The sequence below is a fragment of the Shewanella eurypsychrophilus genome (assembly GCF_007004545.3).
Taxonomy (GTDB): Bacteria; Pseudomonadota; Gammaproteobacteria; order Enterobacterales; family Shewanellaceae; genus Shewanella; species Shewanella eurypsychrophilus.
This window is the reverse complement of sequence record NZ_CP045503.2, coordinates 3,620,705-3,637,101: the sequence shown is the minus strand read 5'-3', so window position 1 is coordinate 3,637,101 and position 16,397 is coordinate 3,620,705. Positions and strand designations below refer to the sequence as shown.

Annotated in this window: 15 protein-coding genes and 7 tRNA genes; 9 read left to right on the top strand and 13 right to left on the bottom strand. The window is 42.1% G+C overall.

Annotated features, from left to right (window positions below; all coding sequences use genetic code 11):
• Positions 1 to 109: 109 nt before the first annotated feature.
• Positions 110 to 778, top strand: a complete 669-nt coding sequence (locus FM038_RS15455) for a DUF2982 domain-containing protein (protein WP_142874242.1) — start codon at positions 110 to 112, stop codon at positions 776 to 778.
• 84 nt (positions 779 to 862) lie between these two features.
• Here FM038_RS15455 and FM038_RS15450 read toward each other — a convergent pair whose 3' ends face one another.
• The 4 genes from FM038_RS15450 to galU form a co-directional block, all read right to left on the bottom strand.
• Complete coding sequence (locus FM038_RS15450) at positions 863 to 1,282, bottom strand: bactofilin family protein (protein WP_142874241.1); 420 nt, start codon at positions 1,280 to 1,282, stop codon at positions 863 to 865.
• A 126-nt stretch (positions 1,283 to 1,408) separates the two neighbouring features.
• A complete protein-coding gene (gene napF, locus FM038_RS15445) occupies positions 1,409 to 1,891 on the bottom strand; it encodes a ferredoxin-type protein NapF (protein ID WP_142874240.1) in 483 nt (160 codons plus the stop codon).
• A 112-nt stretch (positions 1,892 to 2,003) separates the two neighbouring features.
• The gene (gene galE, locus FM038_RS15440; protein WP_142874239.1) at positions 2,004 to 3,017 is read right to left on the bottom strand and encodes a UDP-glucose 4-epimerase GalE; all 1,014 of its coding nucleotides are present in this window, start codon (positions 3,015 to 3,017) and stop codon (positions 2,004 to 2,006) included.
• Positions 3,017 to 3,937, bottom strand: coding sequence for a UTP--glucose-1-phosphate uridylyltransferase GalU (galU, locus tag FM038_RS15435; protein ID WP_142874238.1), 921 nt, complete (start codon positions 3,935 to 3,937; stop codon positions 3,017 to 3,019). Before galU ends, galE begins: the two co-directional genes overlap by 1 nt.
• Positions 3,938 to 4,272: 335 nt before the next feature.
• Here galU and phhA point away from each other — a divergent pair, with 335 nt between their 5' ends.
• From phhA to maiA, 5 genes are all read left to right on the top strand, one after another.
• Positions 4,273 to 5,097, top strand: a complete 825-nt coding sequence (gene phhA, locus FM038_RS15430) for a phenylalanine 4-monooxygenase (protein WP_272877529.1) — start codon at positions 4,273 to 4,275, stop codon at positions 5,095 to 5,097.
• Positions 5,098 to 5,218: 121 nt separating this feature from the next.
• A complete protein-coding gene (locus FM038_RS15425) occupies positions 5,219 to 5,557 on the top strand; it encodes a 4a-hydroxytetrahydrobiopterin dehydratase (protein ID WP_142874236.1) in 339 nt (112 codons plus the stop codon).
• 226 nt (positions 5,558 to 5,783) lie between these two features.
• A complete protein-coding gene (gene tyrR / locus FM038_RS15420; protein WP_142874235.1) occupies positions 5,784 to 7,322 on the top strand; it encodes a transcriptional regulator TyrR in 1,539 nt (512 codons plus the stop codon).
• A gap of 241 nt (positions 7,323 to 7,563) precedes the next feature.
• Entirely contained in the window at positions 7,564 to 8,550 is a 987-nt protein-coding gene (locus FM038_RS15415; RefSeq protein ID WP_142874234.1) for a fumarylacetoacetate hydrolase family protein, read from the top strand.
• A 129-nt stretch (positions 8,551 to 8,679) separates the two neighbouring features.
• A complete protein-coding gene (gene maiA / locus FM038_RS15410; RefSeq protein WP_142874233.1) occupies positions 8,680 to 9,336 on the top strand; it encodes a maleylacetoacetate isomerase in 657 nt (218 codons plus the stop codon).
• A gap of 48 nt (positions 9,337 to 9,384) precedes the next feature.
• On the opposite strand, the gene FM038_RS15405 is transcribed toward maiA, so the two are convergent.
• A complete protein-coding gene (locus FM038_RS15405) occupies positions 9,385 to 10,272 on the bottom strand; it encodes a LysR family transcriptional regulator (RefSeq protein ID WP_142874232.1) in 888 nt (295 codons plus the stop codon).
• Positions 10,273 to 10,336: 64 nt separating this feature from the next.
• On the opposite strand from FM038_RS15405, the gene FM038_RS15400 reads away from it, so the two are divergent.
• Complete coding sequence (locus FM038_RS15400) at positions 10,337 to 11,614, top strand: MFS transporter (RefSeq protein WP_419555594.1); 1,278 nt, start codon at positions 10,337 to 10,339, stop codon at positions 11,612 to 11,614.
• A 62-nt stretch (positions 11,615 to 11,676) separates the two neighbouring features.
• Here FM038_RS15400 and FM038_RS15395 read toward each other — a convergent pair whose 3' ends face one another.
• From FM038_RS15395 to FM038_RS15360, 8 genes are all read right to left on the bottom strand, one after another.
• Complete coding sequence (locus FM038_RS15395; RefSeq protein WP_199242698.1) at positions 11,677 to 12,954, bottom strand: MFS transporter; 1,278 nt, start codon at positions 12,952 to 12,954, stop codon at positions 11,677 to 11,679.
• A gap of 99 nt (positions 12,955 to 13,053) precedes the next feature.
• Positions 13,054 to 13,281: a hypothetical protein gene (locus FM038_RS15390; RefSeq protein ID WP_142874231.1), complete on the bottom strand. Its 228-nt coding sequence runs from the start codon at positions 13,279 to 13,281 to the stop codon at positions 13,054 to 13,056.
• Positions 13,282 to 13,479: 198 nt separating this feature from the next.
• A tRNA-Val gene (locus FM038_RS15385) sits at positions 13,480 to 13,555 on the bottom strand.
• Between the two features lie 48 nt (positions 13,556 to 13,603).
• A tRNA-Val gene (locus FM038_RS15380) sits at positions 13,604 to 13,679 on the bottom strand.
• 48 nt (positions 13,680 to 13,727) lie between these two features.
• Positions 13,728 to 13,803: transfer RNA gene (locus FM038_RS15375), tRNA-Val, on the bottom strand.
• 48 nt (positions 13,804 to 13,851) lie between these two features.
• A tRNA-Val gene (locus tag FM038_RS15370) sits at positions 13,852 to 13,927 on the bottom strand.
• A gap of 48 nt (positions 13,928 to 13,975) precedes the next feature.
• A tRNA-Val gene (locus FM038_RS15365) sits at positions 13,976 to 14,051 on the bottom strand.
• 47 nt (positions 14,052 to 14,098) lie between these two features.
• Positions 14,099 to 14,174, bottom strand: a tRNA-Val gene (locus tag FM038_RS15360).
• Between the two features lie 428 nt (positions 14,175 to 14,602).
• Here FM038_RS15360 and gltX point away from each other — a divergent pair.
• Both gltX and FM038_RS15350 read left to right on the top strand, forming a co-directional pair.
• Complete coding sequence (gene gltX, locus FM038_RS15355) at positions 14,603 to 16,012, top strand: glutamate--tRNA ligase (RefSeq protein WP_142874230.1); 1,410 nt, start codon at positions 14,603 to 14,605, stop codon at positions 16,010 to 16,012.
• Between the two features lie 112 nt (positions 16,013 to 16,124).
• Positions 16,125 to 16,200, top strand: a tRNA-Ala gene (locus FM038_RS15350).
• Positions 16,201 to 16,397: the final 197 nt, after the last annotated feature.

Here is a 16,397-nt window from a genome sequence, read left to right as displayed (position 1 = left end):
ACCCAATAACAGTAATAGATCTTTTAGGGTAATTCTTAGATATTAAAACAATACAGAGCAACTCGAAATTGAAATCCCAATAGCAGTAATAGATCTTTTAGGATAACTCTTGGACATTGAAGCAATACAGATAAACTCGAAATTTAAACGCAACAGCAGAACCTTGACCTTAGTCGGCGCGATAGCACTGACAATCGGTATCAGTTTATTTTTATCCTCTAGCGCCTTGTTTGCCCCTGGTATGCTCTGCTTTTCATTAGGTGTGATATCTCTGGTACTCGGGGTCTCCAAAATTCTCGAGCCTGAAGTTAGTTTGGAACTCGACGAGCATGGGCTTAAATATCACCATAGACGCGGCAGTATTGTTGTCCAATGGGATAATGTACAGAGGATAGACATTCCTCGAGGACTGGATGGTTTTGAGTCTATCCAATTGCCTTATGTCGGCATCAAGCTTAAGCGAATTAACCCTATTCTAGATATGATCCCTGGTCGGCTCGCCACTGGTCTGTTAACCGAGCAGCGACCACTGTTGATGTCTGCGGTCACCTTGGATGAAGACTTAATCGAATTGGAAGCTTATATGAACTCTGAATTTACCCCCTTAGTGGTTAACGAGGAGCGCTACAAAGGGGTATTGGCCATGTTTGGTCACCGCTGTGAAATGTTGAGTAAAAACTTAGGTTTTCACCTCTATATTCCAGCTGATTGCCTGGACAGATCTGCAGATGATTTTGTTAAATTGCTCAGAGAATATCGATTAAAAAATATCGATTAACGATAAGAGAGAGTCAAGAGTGAGCTTGTGATTTGAGGAGGCGCCAAAGGAAGGCGCCAGAAACTAGGTTTCCCGCTAGTTAATTTAATTTGCTTGAAGTTCACCTTGAATATCTGGCTTTGGCTCAACGTGACAGTCTTTGTTGAGTGAGACTGTTTTTAATAAGGCGATATCTTCTCGTACACGCATACCGATAAACTGACCGCCTTCAAAAATCTCCATCGATTCACAGGCTATTTCACCTTCAACGGTACCTGTACTGGTGATATTGAGCTTGTTACACTTAAGCTTACCCTTGAAGTTTCCTGACACTTTCAACTCTTCGCAGTTCAGTTCACCATCCACATAGCCGTCAACTTCAATGGTGATTTTTCCTGCTGAACTTATTTTTCCGTAGAGCTCTCCGCCGATGAGCGCTTCCCCAGAAAAATGGCTTTCACCTGAGAGCTTAGTGCCTTGAGCAACGAAGGTGAGTCCTGAGTTGTTTTTCTTATTTCCAAACATAATGGCTCTACAAGTCGGTTATGATTGAATTGATACTAACCTTAATTTAACAGTAAAAAAACAATTAAAATTTGACGCAAAAAAGTCAGATTATTGGCTCTGATACGTATTGAGAACGAGAGTGTATTAGCTAGACGTCACTAGATTAATGGCATTGGTGGGACATGGGGCTACACAGGCTCCACATCCAGTACAGATATCTGTATCTATCAGAGGTTTAGGGGCTTGCCCTATGGCGAGCTTGAATGTGATAGCTCGTTCATCACAGGCATCTTTACAGCTTTGACACCAAATGCCGTTGTTAGCCAAACAAGACTCCTGAACGACGGCATGGAGCTGCCAAGGAGACTCTTCGGTGTCAATGAACAGTGGCTCAGGACAAGTGTCAGCACATTTCTTACAGAAGGTGCATTCATCATCTTTAAAGTTAATTTCTGGAAATCCACCGTCTCCACGAAATAAAATATGAGTTTCACAGACGTTGATACATTTATCACAGCGGGTACAGACATCGGTAAAATCGACATCTGTTCTGCTCCAAGGTGGCCTGATGGCATTGGATTTTTTGCGATTGAAAAGGCGGCGTCGACTCTGATTTATATTACTCATTTAATACTGCTTTATAGAGTGAAAAACACGTTGCTAGAACCTAGAACCTAGAACCTAGAACCTAGAACCTAGAACCAGCTAAAACTTAGTACCTAGAACCAGCTAAAACTCATTATTGCCCGTAACCGTTCGGATTACTTGATTGCCAAAGCCAGCTGCTATTTGCCATATCTTCTAAGGAGTGAGTGGCACGCCAGTTAAGCTCATTTTGGGCTTTCTCAGGGTTAGCATAACATGAAGCAATGTCTCCTGGGCGACGGTCAACAATTTGATAGTTAATTGACTTACCACAAGCCTGCTCAAACGCTTTCACCATATCGATTACACTGTAACCTTGACCTGTACCTAAGTTGTAGGTCACCAGTCCAGGTTGGGTATTGAGTTTATCTAATGCGCGTAAATGGCCAATGGCCAAATCAACGACATGTATGTAGTCACGCACGCCGGTACCATCGTGAGTATCATAATCGTCACCAAACACACTGAGAGTTTCACGCTTACCAACGGCCACTTGAGCAATAAAAGGCATCAGATTATTGGGTATATCGTTAGGGTCTTCACCGATACGGCCACTTTCATGGGCACCGACAGGATTAAAGTAGCGTAATCTGGCGATATTCCAACTCGGATCGGCTTGATGCAGATCCTTAAGTATATGTTCAACCATGAGTTTAGATTGACCATATGGATTTGTTGCACCGGTAGGGAAATCTTCAGTGATAGGCAAACTGGCTGGATCGCCATATACAGTAGCAGAAGAGCTAAAAACTAAGTTTTTGACATTATTTTCAGCCATGACTTCACACAAAACCAAAGTGCCGCTGACATTATTCTCATAATACCTAAGCGGCTGTGCGACCGATTCTCCAACAGCCTTAAGGCCGGCGAAATGGATCACTGATTGAATATCATGATCGTTAAATATTTTCTGTAGGAAGGCTTTATTGAGCACATTTCCTTGGTAAAACGTGACTGTTTTAGCTGTGATACTTTCGACTCTATGCAGGGCTTCAATACTCGAATTGACAAGGTTATCGACGATGACAACCTCTTGGCCTGCATTCAACAGTTCAACCACTGTATGGCTACCGATATAACCTGCGCCACCTGTGACTAATATGGTCATTACTCTTGTTCCTTATTTAAATCATGAACTAGCTTATTTAGATATGCCTTGAAATCTTGGCCTATCTCTTTATGGCGCAGTGCATGTTCGATATTGGCTTGCATATAGCCTAGTTTATTACCACAGTCATGACTCTTACCTTTCATGTAATAAGCATTAACCGTCTGCTTTTCCATCATCATGGCTATGGCGTCAGTGAGTTGTATCTCATCCCCTGCACCTGCTGGCGTTTTGGCAAGCAATGGCCAAATATCGGCGGGTAAGATATAACGTCCGACAACGGCTAGATTCGAGGGTGCCTCATCGATGCTAGGTTTTTCGACCAACTGGACTAAGGCTTCAGATTCACCTGGCTTCAACTCTTTGCCATTAACATCTGCGATGCCATATTGATTGACTTGATCTTCTGGGACGCCCTCAACCATGATTTGGCCAATATTGGTTTGGTTAAACAGTGCAACCATTTCGGCTAAATTGTCTTTTTTTAGATCGCAACTAGCCTCATCAACGATGACATCTGGCAGTAATACGGCAAAAGGGGCATCACCAACAACAGGTTTTGCACATAAAATGGCATGCCCTAAGCCCTTTGCTTGCGCTTGTCTAACGCTGATCACTGTAACACCTGGAGGGCAGATAGATTGAACTTCGGTTAACAACTGTCTTTTTACCCTGCGCTCTAACTGAGCCTCGAGTTCAAAACTGGTATCGAAATGGTTTTCGATAGGATTTTTACTGGCGTGGGTGACAAGCACTATTTCGCTGATACCGGCGGCGATGGCTTCATTGACAACATATTGAATGAGTGGCTTATCGACCACTGGGAGCATCTCTTTGGGAATAGCCTTAGTCGCTGGAAGCATCCTTGTTCCTAAGCCTGCAACAGGGATCACGGCTTTACGAATTTTAACTTGTTTCATTGTTATCCTTTGCAATCTTGTCGGTGAATCCTAGTTTAACGTGTTGAGTTTAGTCGTTTATCATGAGTTTAGTTAGTGATATTTGCCGTCTAATGTCGCTATTTTAATCAATTGGCAAGGAAAACCTATGTTAATAGCGGACTTAGATAATTTTGTCTAGCAGTCATGTCTTTCGTAAAGTTTAAGGTACGTTAAAAATGGTTTAGATTTAGTTTGTTAGTGTGATTGCTTCTTTGGCTGTAACAAAATAGTTACAAATTGACTGTGTGTTTAGTCAATAAATAAACTGTGAGGGAGTTAACAAAAAAGCTCGATTGGTCGAGTATGAAGATAGGATTCATCGACAAGTAAAATATAACAACATGAGTAAAGAAACACAGTATGTGGCTCGATTGCCTGATGAAAATGGTCACATTGCATACCCCACAGAAGAACATGAAACATGGCAGGCTTTATATTCACGGCAGCTTGGAAATCTTGCTAAGTATGCCTGTGCTGAATACCAGCAAGGCTTAATAGATTTAGGTTTATCGCCTAACCGTATTCCTCAGCTTTCAGATATTGATAACGTATTACTAGAGATGACGGGGTGGAAAACCGCTGCTGTACCTGCATTAATTTCATTTGAACGTTTTTTTCAACTCTTGGCGCATAAAGAATTTCCGGTGGCAACATTTATACGCAGTAAGGATGAGTTCGATTATTTAAGAGAGCCAGATATTTTCCATGAAGTTTTTGGTCATTGTCCATTACTGACGAATCGTTCTTTTTCCAAGTTCTCTCATGCCTATGGGAAGCTGGGTTTAGCCGCAAGTAAAGAAGACAGGGTATTACTGGCTCGTCTCTATTGGTTTACCGTGGAATTTGGACTCATTCAAAAAAGTGACATGTCATTACAAATTTATGGCGGTGGGATCCTGAGTTCTCCGGGGGAAACACTCTATGCGATGGGCAAAGAGCCGGAAATAAGGCCTTTCAATTTGGTTGATGTATTGCGAACCCCTTATCGCATAGACATTATGCAGCCAGTTTATTACGCTATTAATAGCCTTGATTATCTCGATGAAATTGTTGAGATGGATATTATGAGTGCAGTTAATCAAGCCAAAAAGCTGGGGCTATTCGCGCCATTGTATGAACCAAAATCTAAAGTGAGTTAATGGTATTTGTCAGCAGGTTAATTCTGCTTACTTCACATGCACATTGAGTATCGCTGCTGTGTCAGTTGATTTATTTAGCTGAAATAAAATAATAATTATGTTCAACACTCGAGGAAGAAAGATGTCCAATTTATCCGAAATGAAATGTGAGGCCTGTCAGGCTGATGCACCTAAAGTCTCTGATGCTGAACTTGCAGATTTAATACGAATGATCCCTGGTTGGGGCGTTGAAGTTCGTGATGGTGTGATGCAGCTAGAACGTGTGTATAAATTTAAAAACTTCAAACTTGCCATGGCCTTCACCAATGAACTCGCAGAGCTTGCCGAAGCAGAATTCCATCATCCAGGTATATTGACCGAATGGGGAAAGGTAACAGTGACCTGGTGGTCACATTCTGTTAAGGGACTGCATAAGAATGATTTCATAATGGCTGCCAAAACAGACCAGTTGCAAAGCTAAAACCTAATCAATAAAAATCAGCAGGTTACCAACCACTGGCCTGCTTTTGATGTCCTAAACCTCCATCATGCTGTAAACAAGACTTGCCACGATTATCATAACCTTCTAACGTATATAGCCAAACGAGCACTTTGAAATAGCTTGGGTATAAGCTTTGATGAGCAGCCAATTTTGAATATAAAGATATCCCAATAACGATACTATTAATAAAGGGAAAGTTGACAGTATGCGCCTTGAAGTATGTTGTTTGGACCGCGTTGGTCTAGCTAAAGACATTTTAATGGTCATGGAAGGTTACGGTATTAATCTGATCGCAATAGATGCCAGTAATCAAGGTTTCCTCTACCTGCAATTTGCAGAAGTAAATTTCGATGTACTCAGTGAGTTATTACCACTGATCAGAAAGGTAGAAGGTGTACATGATGTACGTACCGTCTCCTTTATGCCCTCAGAACAAGAACACTACGCCTTAAAAACATTACTTAAGACTTTGCCTGATTCCGTATTTTCTCTTGATGTGAAGGGACGAATACGCATTGTAAATGAATCCGCCTTGATGACGGTTGATATGAATGAGCATGAAGTCATCGATGAGCCGCTTAATCATTGGGTTCAGGGCTTTAACTTTAGTCGTTGGTTAAGTGAAACCTTGGTGTTAGCTCAGGCTACACGCGTTAATATTGGTCAGAATGAGTATTTGGCTGAGATGTTACCTATCTACCTTCCCGATGAGAGTGACAAAAATATACTTGCTGGCGCAGTGGTATCACTTAAGTCCCCAGCTCGAGTGGGCAAACAATTTAACGCACTACAGAGCCAAACAGTGGGCTTTGAAAATGTGTTAGTGACCAGTGATAAGATGAAAGAAGTCTTAGTTCAAGCGAGGCGTATGGCGCAACTTGATGCGCCTTTACTCATCACTGGAGAAACGGGTACGGGTAAAGAGTTAATGGCACGGGCGTGTCACGATGCTAGTATGCGTAGAGATCACCCTTTCGTTGCGATTAACTGCGCTGCCCTGCCTGATAGCGCAGCCGAAGAAGAACTTTTTGGCTTCGTGAGTAATGGTACTATTGTCAAGCGAGGGTTCTTTGAAGAGGGCAAGGGCGGTACTGTCTTTCTCGACGAAATCGCTGAAATGTCAAAATCAGCACAAGTCAAATTACTTCGTTTATTGCAAGATGGGACATTTAGACGCCTAGGGGAGGACAAAGAGGTCCGATCCGATGTCAGAATTATCTGCTCAACCCAGAAGAATCTGGCCGAACTGTGTCAAACGGGGGAGTTTCGGGAGGATCTTTACTACCGAATCCATGTACTGAGTTTTCACATGCCCTCACTGAGGGAACGAAAAATCGATGTCATTCCCTTAACTGAGATGTTTCTTGAGCATTACAGCCAGCAACTGTCCATTCCTATCAGACGGATCTCAGCTCAATGTCGTGAGCATCTGCTCAACTATGCGTGGCCAGGCAATGTTCGTCAGCTAAAAAATGCCATTTTCCGCGCAGTATCTATGTGGGATGGTTCGGCAGAGTTAAACGTTGATCAATTGAAGTTACCTTCCTATGCAGAAGGTTTTGGTTATTTCGATCATCAATTCGAGGGTAGTTTAGATCAAGCTATGAAACAGTTTGAATCCAGTCTGCTCAGACGCTTGTATCCTGCCTATCCAAGTACACGCCAGTTGGCGAAAAAGCTCGGTGTATCTCATACCGCAATCGCCAACAAACTACGTGAGTATAAGATCAGTAAAAAAAAGTAGATTAATTACCACGATTAGAATGGGCTTTCATCACTTTTTAGGTGAGAAGCCCATGTTTGAGCGTGATCCCAAGCCTGTATAAATATCTTTACAAAATAGAGGGTACGTCAGTATTACGTGATTTCTATCACGCTATTCCTATCTGTCTATGCTTAAGGTATTTATATAGCCATTATTACAAGAGATTTGATATTCGAGTGAGATTTTTTCTCATTTGAGATTTATTTAGATAGGAGCAGGTATGAAGTTAGCCAGTTATAACAATGGTCGCCGTGACGGCCAGTTGATGTTAGTGAGTAAAGATCTTTCCAAAGCCGTGGCTGTGCCTGCAATTGCCCATACGATGCAACAATTGATGGATACATGGGTACTGCTTCAACCACAGTTACAAGAGTTGTATGAAGCATTGAATGACGGTTTGATTGACAATGCGATAGATTTTGATGAAGAAAAGTGTCTATCACCACTTCCTCGTGCATATCAATGGGCAGATGGTAGTGCCTATGTGAACCACGTGGAACTTGTTCGTAAGGCCCGTGGTGCTGAAATGCCAGAAACATTTTGGACCGATCCACTGGTTTATCAAGGTGGTTCAGATTGTTTTATTGCGCCTAAAGCTGATATCCCACTTGCAAGTGAGGAGTGGGGGATTGATTTTGAGTCTGAGATTGCTGTGATCACTGATGATGTGCCAATGGGTGTGAGCATTGATGCTGCACAAAAGCACATTAGGCTACTTATGCTAGTGAATGATGTGTCTTTGCGTAATCTGATCCCTGGGGAGCTGGCTAAAGGGTTTGGTTTTTATCAAGCTAAACCATCAAGCAGTTTTTCTCCTGTTGCCGTGACGCCAGATGAGTTAGGCGCGCGTTGGGAGGATTCGAAAGTCCATTTGCCTTTGATCACTCATTTGAACACTGAGTTATTTGGCCGCCCTAATGCGGGCGTAGACATGACCTTTAACTTTAGTCAGTTAGTCTCTCATGTTGCAAAAACTCGTCCCCTTGGAGCGGGTGCAATTATCGGGTCGGGTACAATCTCAAACTATGATCGCAGTGCCGGCTCGAGCTGTCTAGCTGAGATTCGCATGCTTGAGACTATTGCCGATGGAAAACCCTCTACGTCATTTATGAAGTTTGGTGATCGCGTTCGTATCGAGATGCTTGATGATAATGAGCAAACGATTTTTGGTTCGATTGATCAACAAGTAGTCGAGTACAAAGGGTAATTAATATCTATACCAAAACGACCTCGAAATGTAGGATTCAGCATGTCGAGAAGTGGCTTGGGTATATACTTTAAAAAAAGGCCGATTCTTTGAATTGGCCTTTTTTATACACATTGATAAGGAATAACTATGTTGAAGCTCTATGGATATTGGCGTTCGAGTGCTGCCTATCGCGTTAGAATCGCGTTAAATTTAAAAGAGCTTGATGCCGAGCAGATCTCGGTACATTTAGTCAAAAATGGTGGAGAGCAGCATCAGTCTGACTATGCATTGATGAATCCGCAGGAACTGGTTCCCACTCTTATCGATACCGATGACCAGGGCAAAGAATTTGTTTTATCTCAATCTATGGCCATTTTAGAGTATTTAGATGAGCGCTACCCTGAAAGCAAACTCATCCCGAGTGATGTACAGTCAAAAGCGTTAATGCGCTCTCTTGCTTTTGCTATCGCTTGTGAAGTTCACCCGTTAAATAATTTGAAGGTATTACAGTATTTAGCGAGTGAGTTAGCCATTACAGATGAGGCTAAGACAGCATGGTACCACCATTGGATCCATGAAGGTTTTAGCGCATTTGAGAAGCAATTGGAGAAACATGCTGGTCGTTTCTGTTTTGGTGATAGCATTACTGTGGTGGATCTTTGCTTAATCCCTCAGGTGTATAACGCACATCGCTTCAAGGTGGATTTGAGTGCTTATCCTAACATTTTGCGGATCACAGAAAATTGTAATCAATTGGATGCATTTATTCAGGCGATGCCAGAGAATCAATTTGATGCCGTCTAATTATGTAGAGATGTAGAGATTTGTCTGTTTGTAACTTATAAATCTCTGTTACCTATTTTTCATCAAAAACTCGACAAATGCCCTATCAGCCTGGCTGATTGGGCGCTGCTTTTTCCAGGCGATATGAAGGTCTAGATAGACGGCTGGCTCGAATGGCTTGGCTAATATTTCATCTTTATCACTGATGGCCATCTCTAACACACTGGTGATGGCATAGCCTTGTGACACGACTTGTTTTATTAAATTGATTAGATTGGTTTCAAAGGCAATATTTGCAGTGAGCGATAGGGCTTTAGCTTGTGAAAGCATCCATTCTCGGTGAAAATAACCTGGTTTAAACATCACTAACTCGTGTTCAAAAAACTGTTCGAGCCGTATGCTGACGTTATCAGCTAATGGGTGTTCATAGGCCATGGCTACGACCATTTGCTCACTGAGTAATAGATGACTGTCAAATTCTGGACTCAAATCGTTTGCGGTTATTATGGCGATATCAACTTCTTCTCGGGCTAGCATTTTCAGCGAGTCACGGGTGCCGCCTTCAAACAATGAAAGCTTGAGATCCGGGTATTGATGCCGAAAAGCCATTAGTCTTGATGGAAGATAGAAAGATCCCAGCATGCCTGGAACCCCTATTCTGACTTCGCCTTTTGTGAGGTTTGCCATAGACTTAATATGTGCTTCGGCTTGTTTTAGCTGCTTGATGATCAATATCGCATGCTGGTGAAGGGCTTTACCTTCAGCTGTGAGGCTTATTTGCTTTCCACGTTGACTCGATGAGCTTGTACGGTTAACTAAGGTTACCCCCAAGGAAATTTCAAGCCGTTTAATACTTTGGCTCAAAGCGGGCTGGGCCATATTGAGTCGTTGTGCAGCCTTGGTAAAATTAGCCTCTTTTGCCAAAGCATCTAAGTGTTTTAGTTGACGTATATCCATAACAAAAAACAATAGTTTCCATTGCTTTAATCTATTATTGTTATATTAACTCCGGTGCTAACCTATGTCTATCGCGTTTATAACTGAGATGTATGGGCCTGTGATGTTAGCGAGTAAGCTTAAGAAAAATGAGATAAGACTTATCTGGGGCTTGTCTATAGCTTCAGTCATTATTTATATCAATCTTTATTTGGTTCAAGGGATCTTGCCTTTAATTGCCGAGACATTCGATGTAGATATCAGTCACTCGACGTTACTGCTTTCTGTCACTAGTTTTTCTATGGCATTTTCCCTGTTGATATATGCGGTACTGTCGGACAGATTTGGCCGCAAAACCCCCTTAATGATAAGCCTATATCTTTTACTCTTAACTGATTTGTTGATGATGTTCGTGGCCGATTTCTCATATTTAGTTGCTCTCAGGGTGATGCAGGGGGCATTACTTGCTGCAGTACCAGCTATTGCTATGGCATATTTTAAAGATGAATTAAGTCAGCATGCCATGTTAAAGGCTGGCGCTATTTACATTGCAGCAAATAGCTTGGGAGGGATTGCTGGCAGGATAATCGGTGGTGGGCTGTCACTGTATTTTCAATGGCAACAAGTGATTGGCTTTATTTTATTGATTTCCGTGTTCGGCGTGGTTCTGGTACATGTTTTATTACCGAAGCAATCAAAACGGACACTCGCAGCCCCGAGATTGAATTATCGGGATCTGTCTGGCGAAATGAAAGCTGATATAGGTGGCTTTGTTGAACATCTAAAGGATAAAAGACTTAGACAAATCTATCTTGTTGGTGGCCTGGCATTTTTAGTGATGGTGAATCAGTTTAGCTATATTCAGTTGCATTTGATGAGTGAGCCATTCAATTGGGGCCGGTTTGAGGTCACCTTGATTTTTCTCTGTTACCTCAGCGGTACACTTGCTTCTTATTACTCCAGCCATTGGATAAAAAGGTTTGGTCGCACCAGCATATTTAGACTTTCATTGCTGATGATGTTCGCTGGAAGCTTAGTGACGCTAATCGATACCAGTGCATTTATATGTATAGGTTTTTTGATGACGGCCTGTGGCTTTTTCTTTATTCATAGTGGCTGTAATGCTTGGGTTGCTCGCAGAGCTAAATCACACCGAGCTAAAGCCACTGCATTATACCTGTGTAGTTATTATCTTGGTGCGGCATTAGGTGGACCTTTATTATTGCCTTTTTGGCATCAATGGGGATGGCCTGGCGTGGTTCTTGGCTCTGTCATCGTTTTAGTTGGGCTTAGCTTAGTAATGTTAAAGCTTATGAGCCCACAGAGTACCAGAACACGCTCAGTACTGGTTACCGAGCATTAGGTTAGCTATCTTGCTTTCATCCTGTGTCAGGAGCATCTTAAAGCTCTAATTATGTGAGTCGCTCACTTGTTTATGCTTATGGGTACAAAGGGCCAAATTTGGGCTCTAAAATGCCCATGATAGAAAATAAATCCTGCTACAAAGGTGATAGATGAGCCTACCAGCAGTGCCCATTTGACATCAAACATAGATAATACCCCGCCTATTATAGCAGCCAGTAAGTTACCTAAACAGAAGATGGTCACTAGCATGCCCATTAACTTCCCTTGCGCTCTATTTTCATAGGAGTGCGAAAGATACGAGGGAAGAAAGCCATTATAAATGGCAATGCCAGCCCCCATAAGTGCAAAGCTTACAAGGTACATTTGATCAATAAAAAGAGGCAAACTCGCAAGTGCTGATCCAAACATCAAGATGCCGAGTAAGCCTGCCTGCGGGTGATCCAGTTTCTTTTGAATGATTGGATTGATAAAAATACTGGTTAAAATCATACATGTGGTCAAAAATACGGTTGCCCAACTGATATCCATGGATAGATAACCAAATTCGCGGACAAGATGAAGCGGGTAATATTCATAATAGAGATTTACTCCGATAGTGAGCAATAGGTAGAGAAAAAAGAAGCGCCTTAAGTCTGGTTGAGACAATAATGATAGGCTAGACCCTATCTCTGCATTCCTATCAGGCATATCTAAGCTATTGGGTAGTAGAAAGTGGCTCATTAGCGCACAAATAATACAAGCAAGTGCAGCTATCCAAAATACAACATCGATTCCAGCCACAATAAGGTATCCACCTGCGAGAGGACCGAGTAAATAGCCGCCATACCCCATTGAGCTTATAAGTGAGAAGCTCCTTGTTTTGTCGATTACCGGATGTAGATCCGCAGCAATAGCTCGGGCGATTGAGATGTTTCCTTCACATAAGCCAGTTAATAGCCTAGATAGACAAAACAACAAAAAGTTTTCAGAAACAGCTGCTACAGCAGTCAGACTGTATCCGACTGCACTGCCTAGTAAGGTCAAACTTAAGAGTTTTTTACGTCCATAGTTATCAGATATAGCACCAATGATGCTGCTACCAATGATAATACCCAGTGGATAAATACCTAACACTATGCCTAATAAAAGTTCCGAAGGGAGGTTGAGAAATTGAGTTAAAGGGGAGGTACCTTCAGCAAAAAGTGGGGCTAATATAGGATAGGGAAGGGCAATTCCGGCCACACTTATTAAGGTTACCAGCAAGGTTATCGACAAGATTTTCTTTGCTTCCTGCTTCTGGTTACTTAAATTCGAATGTATATCCTGAGAGCTGGACCGATTTTGCTGAAAATGACTCATAAAGGTAGCTTCTTTGCTGATAGTTATTTTACTATTGCATCAAAGCTTAATTAAGTAAAGCGCTTGCTTTACTTAATCAGGTGGGGTGAAAAAAGTGATTTATTTCTGTGGATTAATACGTTGAGATAATGAATCACTGGGAAGTAACTCCAGATGGCCATGTTCATCGAAATACCATCCAGTAATAAAGCCTTTTTGTCTCATGCTGACTAGATTTTGCATGACTTCTTTAGCTTCAACCAAAGCGGTTGCTTCGTCACAATTATGAGTTAACTTGAGGTAAGCAGCTATGCTGCTTAGGGAGGCAGATTGACTGACATCAGCCATAATTTACATCTCGAATTACGATTATATTTGAAGAATAGACGATTTAAATGAAACTGAGACTTTTTAGCTTGAGTTATTGATAAATGTTATAGCCAATAGATCTTTTAGACGATAAATATTCTAATTAGGGAAATAAATTATTGTGTGATTTCGGATAAGTGAGATGAGTAGATTTACGTAGATAGGGTATGGAAATAATGGTGGTCGATACTGGGCTCGAACCAGTGACCCCCTCCTTGTAAGGGAGGTGCTCTCCCAGCTGAGCTAATCGACCTGGGACTTTCTATTGAACTGTGTATTTTCTTAGTATGAACTAAGAAAATGGTGGTCGATACTGGGCTCGAACCAGTGACCCCCTCCTTGTAAGGGAGGTGCTCTCCCAGCTGAGCTAATCGACCTGGGACTTTCTAGTGTACTGTGTATTTTCTTAGAGCGAACTAAGAAAATGGTGGTCGATACTGGGCTCGAACCAGTGACCCCCTCCTTGTAAGGGAGGTGCTCTCCCAGCTGAGCTAATCGACCTGGGACTTTCTATTGTACTGTGTATTTTCTTAGCGTGAACTAAGAAAATGGTGGTCGATACTGGGCTCGAACCAGTGACCCCCTCCTTGTAAGGGAGGTGCTCTCCCAGCTGAGCTAATCGACCTGGGACTTTCTATTGTACTGTGTATTTTCTTAGTGTGAACTAAGAAAATGGTGGTCGATACTGGGCTCGAACCAGTGACCCCCTCCTTGTAAGGGAGGTGCTCTCCCAGCTGAGCTAATCGACCTGGGACTTACAACACAGAAATCATTAAAACAAACCATCTAACAACAATGGTGGTCGATACTGGGCTCGAACCAGTGACCCCCTCCTTGTAAGGGAGGTGCTCTCCCAGCTGAGCTAATCGACCTCGCTGTGTGGGGCCGTATTATAGGGATGAAGGATTTAGTGTCAACGGTTTTTTAGATAAAAACAATTGTCTGGTGTTATTTTGCACGGGCTGATGCATTGTTATTCAAGACTGGCCTATTGTGAACATAAATCACTCAAATTGCAGCAATTGACTTTAATCTTTACCTAGAATGGAATATTGAGACAAGGTGTACTGCTTATTTCACTCCTATACAAGTTGTAACTGACGTGCTGCAGTAGGAAGTTACTTAGTTAAATTAATGAACTTAATAGTATGTAAGTAGATATAGAAGGCATTTTATGCAAACAGAGTTAACTTCTTAGGTCATGCTAATTTCCCTAAAGCTATTTGGCTGTTAGAATATGCGCCACATTCTTTGTTACAGTCTAAAACTTAGACTTTATATAAATAGGTTAGTGTCCAATATGACGACTAAGACGCGTTTTGCTCCAAGTCCTACAGGTTTTCTTCACGTAGGTGGTGCTCGTACAGCACTTTATTCATGGCTATATGCCCGTGCTAATAATGGTGAGTTTGTGCTTCGCATTGAAGATACAGACATTGAACGCTCAACACCTGAAGCCTGTCAGGCAATTCTTGACGGGATGGAATGGTTAGGACTGAATTGGGAGCAGGGACCTTTTTACCAGACAAAACGTTTTGACAGATACAATGAGATCATTGCGCAGATGTTAGAACAGGGCAGTGCATACAAATGTTATTGTTCACGTGAACGTATAGAGAAGATGCGTGAAGCACAAGCCGAAAAAGGCGAGAGTCAAAAGTACGATGGTTGTTGTCGTGATCTTGCTCCTCGTGATACTGATGAGCCATTTGTGATCCGTTTTAAAAATCCAACCGAAGGCAGTGTAGTTTTTGATGATCATGTTCGTGGCCGCATTGAAATTTCGAATTCAGAACTAGATGACCTTATTATTGCCCGTACAGAAGGGACTCCGACTTATAACTTCTGTGTAGTTGTAGATGATTGGGATATGGGGATCACCTGTGTTGTGCGTGGTGAAGACCATATTAATAACACTCCTCGTCAAATCAATATTCTTAAAGCATTAGGTGCACCGATCCCGGACTATGCCCATGTTGCGATGATTTTAGGTGATGACGGCGCTAAATTGTCTAAACGTCATGGTGCTGTTGGCGTTATGCAATATCGTGACGATGGTTATCTACCTGAAGCACTGTTGAACTACCTTGTTCGTTTAGGTTGGTCACATGGCGATCAAGAAATTTTCTCTATTGATGAAATGAAGCAGTTATTTAAGCTTGATGATATCAATAAAGCGGCTTCAGCTTTTAATACTGATAAGTTAAATTGGTTGAATCAGCATTATATAAAGGAGCTGGCTCCTGAATATGTAGCAGAGCAACTGAAATGGCATATGGATGATCAAAAGATTGATACCAGTAATGGTCCTGCTTTATCTGTCGTCGTTACTGCTTTATCTGAGCGTGCTAAAACCTTAAAAGAGTTAGCAGCCTCCAGTCGCTACTTTTATGAAGATTTTGCCGAGTTTGATGCTACAGCAGCCAAAAAGCACCTGAGAGGTGTTGCTATGGAACCACTTCAGTTAGTTCAGAAGAAACTAGCTGAACTTAATGAGTGGACTTTAGAAGGGATTCATCAAGCTATTGAAGATACTGCAGCTGAATTAGAAGTGGGAATGGGCAAAGTGGGTATGCCTTTACGTGTGGCTGTTACTGGTGCTGGTATGTCACCTGCGGTAGATTTAACCTTATTCTTAGTTGGAAAGACTCGCTGTGAGCAAAGAATCTCCAAAGCGATTGAATTTGTAGCAAATAGAATAAATTCCTAAAAAACGAGTTGACACTTTTGGGTGTGCTGCATAGAATGCGCCACGCACTTGAGACACAACGAAGCAAAAGCTTAGTAGCGTATCCAAAAGTGCAAAGCTAGATAGTTAGTGAGGGGCCTTAGCTCAGCTGGGAGAGCGCAACACTGGCAGTGTTGAGGTCAGCGGTTCGATCCCGCTAGGCTCCACCATCTAACGACTCTTTATTTATAGAGTCTAAATAATAAATGTCCAAGGTCCCCATCGTCTAGTGGGAAGAAGACTAGGACACCGCGCTCTTGTTTGTAAGGAGTACGGCAGCTCTCTTAAATGAGAGTGAGGTTCGAATCCATAGCCTTCGGGTTTGAACTTATAGACAACTCTTTATTTGTAGAGTTTAAAGAATAAA

Excerpts from the sequence above, each read along its gene's own strand:
- FM038_RS15450 (WP_142874241.1), bottom strand. The coding sequence starts at position 1,282 with ATGTTTGGAAATAAGAAAAACAACTCAGGACTCACCTTCGTTGCTCAA.
- napF (WP_142874240.1), bottom strand. The coding sequence starts at position 1,891 with ATGAGTAATATAAATCAGAGTCGACGCCGCCTTTTCAATCGCAAAAAA.
- galE (WP_142874239.1), bottom strand. The coding sequence starts at position 3,017 with ATGACCATATTAGTCACAGGTGGCGCAGGTTATATCGGTAGCCATACA.
- galU (WP_142874238.1), bottom strand. The coding sequence starts at position 3,937 with ATGAAACAAGTTAAAATTCGTAAAGCCGTGATCCCTGTTGCAGGCTTA.
- FM038_RS15425 (WP_142874236.1), top strand. The coding sequence starts at position 5,219 with ATGTCCAATTTATCCGAAATGAAATGTGAGGCCTGTCAGGCTGATGCA.
- tyrR (WP_142874235.1), top strand. The coding sequence starts at position 5,784 with ATGCGCCTTGAAGTATGTTGTTTGGACCGCGTTGGTCTAGCTAAAGAC.
- FM038_RS15415 (WP_142874234.1), top strand. The coding sequence starts at position 7,564 with ATGAAGTTAGCCAGTTATAACAATGGTCGCCGTGACGGCCAGTTGATG.
- maiA (WP_142874233.1), top strand. The coding sequence starts at position 8,680 with ATGTTGAAGCTCTATGGATATTGGCGTTCGAGTGCTGCCTATCGCGTT.
- FM038_RS15405 (WP_142874232.1), bottom strand. The coding sequence starts at position 10,272 with ATGGATATACGTCAACTAAAACACTTAGATGCTTTGGCAAAAGAGGCT.
- FM038_RS15400 (WP_419555594.1), top strand. The coding sequence starts at position 10,337 with ATGTCTATCGCGTTTATAACTGAGATGTATGGGCCTGTGATGTTAGCG.
- FM038_RS15395 (WP_199242698.1), bottom strand. The coding sequence starts at position 12,954 with ATGAGTCATTTTCAGCAAAATCGGTCCAGCTCTCAGGATATACATTCG.
- FM038_RS15390 (WP_142874231.1), bottom strand. The coding sequence starts at position 13,281 with ATGGCTGATGTCAGTCAATCTGCCTCCCTAAGCAGCATAGCTGCTTAC.
- gltX (WP_142874230.1), top strand. The coding sequence starts at position 14,603 with ATGACGACTAAGACGCGTTTTGCTCCAAGTCCTACAGGTTTTCTTCAC.